General features: G+C 69.2%; 4 protein-coding genes. All 4 read right to left on the bottom strand.

Annotated elements, in window-relative coordinates; genetic code table 11:
* On the bottom strand, positions 1-781 hold a 781-nt coding region (locus VF794_RS17315), incomplete at its 3' end, for an EamA family transporter (RefSeq protein ID WP_331111781.1).
* A gap of 77 nt (positions 782-858) precedes the next feature.
* A complete protein-coding gene (locus tag VF794_RS17310; protein ID WP_331111779.1) occupies positions 859-1,224 on the bottom strand; it encodes an SRPBCC domain-containing protein in 366 nt (121 codons plus the stop codon).
* 168 nt (positions 1,225-1,392) lie between these two features.
* Positions 1,393-2,154, bottom strand: a complete 762-nt coding sequence (locus VF794_RS17305) for a DUF5953 family protein (RefSeq protein ID WP_331111777.1) — start codon at positions 2,152-2,154, stop codon at positions 1,393-1,395.
* Positions 2,151-2,737: DUF6310 domain-containing protein (locus VF794_RS17300; protein WP_331111775.1), on the bottom strand; the 587-nt coding region annotated here is incomplete at its 5' end. The genes VF794_RS17300 and VF794_RS17305, both read right to left, overlap by 4 nt.

Raw genomic sequence — 2,737 nt, 5'->3', positions numbered from 1 at the left:
GCAGGAACACCACGCCCGAGAGGGCCGCAGCCGCGGGCTCCAGACTCATCAGGATGCCGAAGGTGCGGCTCGAGAGCACACGCAGCGCCATCATCTCCAAGGTGAACGGCACCGCACTGGAGAGGAGCGCGACGGCGAGGCCCGCCGCGAACAGTGGAGGGGTCAGGCGTGCCGCGAGGCCCTCCGCGAACGAGAAGGGCAGGACCGTCAGGGACGCGAACAGCATTCCCGTCGCGACGCTCTGCCCTCCCGGGAACACCCTGGACACGCGCCCACCGAGCACGATGTAGGCCGCCCAGCATCCACCCGCGAGGAGCGCCAGCAGCACTCCCAGCGGATCGAGCGCGCCGACTCCACCGCGCCACGGTGCGATGAGGGCGATGCCGGCCGCCGCGAGCACCACCCACAGGAAGTCCGCGGCGCGCCGCGACCCGAACACCGCGAGCGCCAGGGGCCCCACGAACTCCAGCGTGACGGCCAACCCCAGCGGGATGCGCTCGAGGGCTTGGTAGAAGCTCAAGTTCATCGCGCCGAGCACCACCCCATATGGGATGACCGCGCCCCATTGCGCGCGCGTGAGCCGCGCGAGCGGCGGACGGAACACCGCGAACAGCAGGAGCGCGGACAACCCGATGCGCATGCCCGCCGTGCCCGCCGAGCCGAGCGCCGGGAACAGCTCCTTCGCGAAGGCGGCGCCGCCCTGCACGCTCACGACGGCGAGGAGCACCGCGGGGATAGGGGGCAGGGCCCGAGGAGGACGAACCGACGGTGCTTCACTCATGCGAGTCACCCTACCCGTTTTCCCCCACGCCCATGCGCCCACGATGAGTCCCGCGGGTTCACGGTGGAGTTGCCGCGTCAGCCCTCGACCGCCTCCAACTCCACGGTCCCGCCGCCCGAGGCGATGTGCAGACCCAGGCCCAGAAGGCTCAGCTCCCAGCCCACGCCTGCCGCGCCCGGCCCATACTGTTTCCAATGCTCGTCGACGTCGGAGGCATGGACGATGTGCTCGATCGTCAGGCGCATCCCCTCGCTCTCGGGCTCCAGCCGCACCGTCACCCAGCTCATGCCGCCCATGAATTCCCAGGTGACGTCCAGCGCCTCCGGCGGCTCGCAGCGAGTGATCGAGCCGCCGGCGTTCCCCTTGAACTGGTAGCGACCGCCGAGCCTCAGCTCGCCCTCGATGGGCATGAACCAGCGGGGAATCCGCTCGCGGTTCGTCACCGCGGCTCAGAGGTCGGCCGGGTGCGTGCGATAGCCGCGCACCGCCCGGACCACCCGCGCCGGCTTTCCCTCGTGCTCCCGCTCCAGGAACTGGCGGAACTCGGCCCCGATCGCATCAGCAAGCATGTGCAGCCTTCTCTCGCTTCTCGAAATGGATGTTGGGAGTCACTACGCCGGCTTCTCTGTGCGCCCGCCGATCGCCGGGAAACGCGCATAGGCTCGCTTGAGGGCCTCGAGGTGGGCGGGGTTGTCCAGGTCGAGCGGCGCCTCGGTGAGGCTCACCACCCACCCACCCGACGCCGTCCGCCGGGCCCGCGCCAGCAGCTCGGCATCGCGGGAGGGGTCCGGGAAGCTGATCGCCTCCGCAGCGGCCGCGGACCAGTAGTTGATCCACCCAAGGTACCTGGGAACCTTGGGCGAGCGGATGTTCCATGGGAGCTTGAGCGCCGGCAGCCCAAGAGGTGGTCCTTCCGGATTCCCGAGCTTCGGCCCTACTTGAGCTGCGATGACCTGCCTCACGGGCCCGGGGGCCATGACCCCCCACCGGGCTCGAACGCCCTCCGCGACGTGCTCCAGCATGTCCGCCGCCGCAGCGACCACCGGCTCGTCTTGCGGCAGCTTCGCGTGGACCTGCAGCAGTGGCTCGCCGCCCGGACTGTCACTCGGGCCCAATCGCTGCCCATCCATCGTCACCGGGTAGCTCTCGTCCCCATTGCACAGCAACCCGAACTCGCCGCCCGCGGCCGACTCAGCCAGCCACGCCTCGCGCTGCGAAAGCGCGATGGGCCGCCCCGCCTCAGAGAGCCGCCACGCCAACCGCAACCCGGGGAGTGCCCGCTCCATCCCTTCAACGGCCGCGAGCGGGCGCCCGTCGTCGCTGGTGAGAGCTGGCGCGAAGACGTGCAGATGTAGGCGAGCCCGAGTGGTCATCGTTTGCACCCTGTGATGACGATATCAAAGCTGTCGTCTTCCTCCAGCAGCGTGGCCTTGTGGGCCTCGCTGATCACCCCGACCTTGAAGCCATATCCACAGGCCCGGGCGATGTTCCGGTACTCCCTGAACTCTTTAATCTCCTTATTGACCGTGACCTCCTTGATGAAGTCGCTGTACCCGTCGAACGTCTCGGTCTTGATCTCCCACAGCACCCGTACTCCGACCTGAAGCGCGTCGAAGTCCCTGCCATCTACACGTGCATCCATCCCGGGCCAGCGGTTGGGCGGATACCAGTCGGCACACTTGTCGTGCGCCTTGTCACCGCCTGAGTGCGGCACCGGGATGGCCTCGCACTTGTGGTCGCGCTTCCTGTCGGTGGGCTCGGGTGGCAGCGGGGGCGGCCTGTCCTCTTCCTCTGGCTCCGGCTTGGGCCGCCGCTTCTTCTTGGGCTCCTGTGAGACGGGCTTCGTCTCGGCCACCGGCAGCGCTTCCGGCACAGGCCGCGTCTCCGGTACCGGCCGCGAAGGCGGCGGCCGTACCTGGGGACGCCCACGCTTCTCGTACGCCTCCAGCGCCTCTG

The organism is Archangium sp. (assembly GCF_036389735.1).
Lineage (GTDB): Bacteria > Myxococcota > Myxococcia > Myxococcales > Myxococcaceae > Archangium.
The sequence above is the reverse complement of the archived record's forward strand: the minus strand, read 5'-3'. Positions and strand labels throughout refer to the sequence as shown.

What these genes read in the sequence shown, in the direction of transcription:
- VF794_RS17305 (WP_331111777.1), bottom strand. Translation starts at nt 2,154, where the DNA reads ATGACCACTCGGGCTCGCCTACATCTGCACGTCTTCGCGCCAGCTCTC.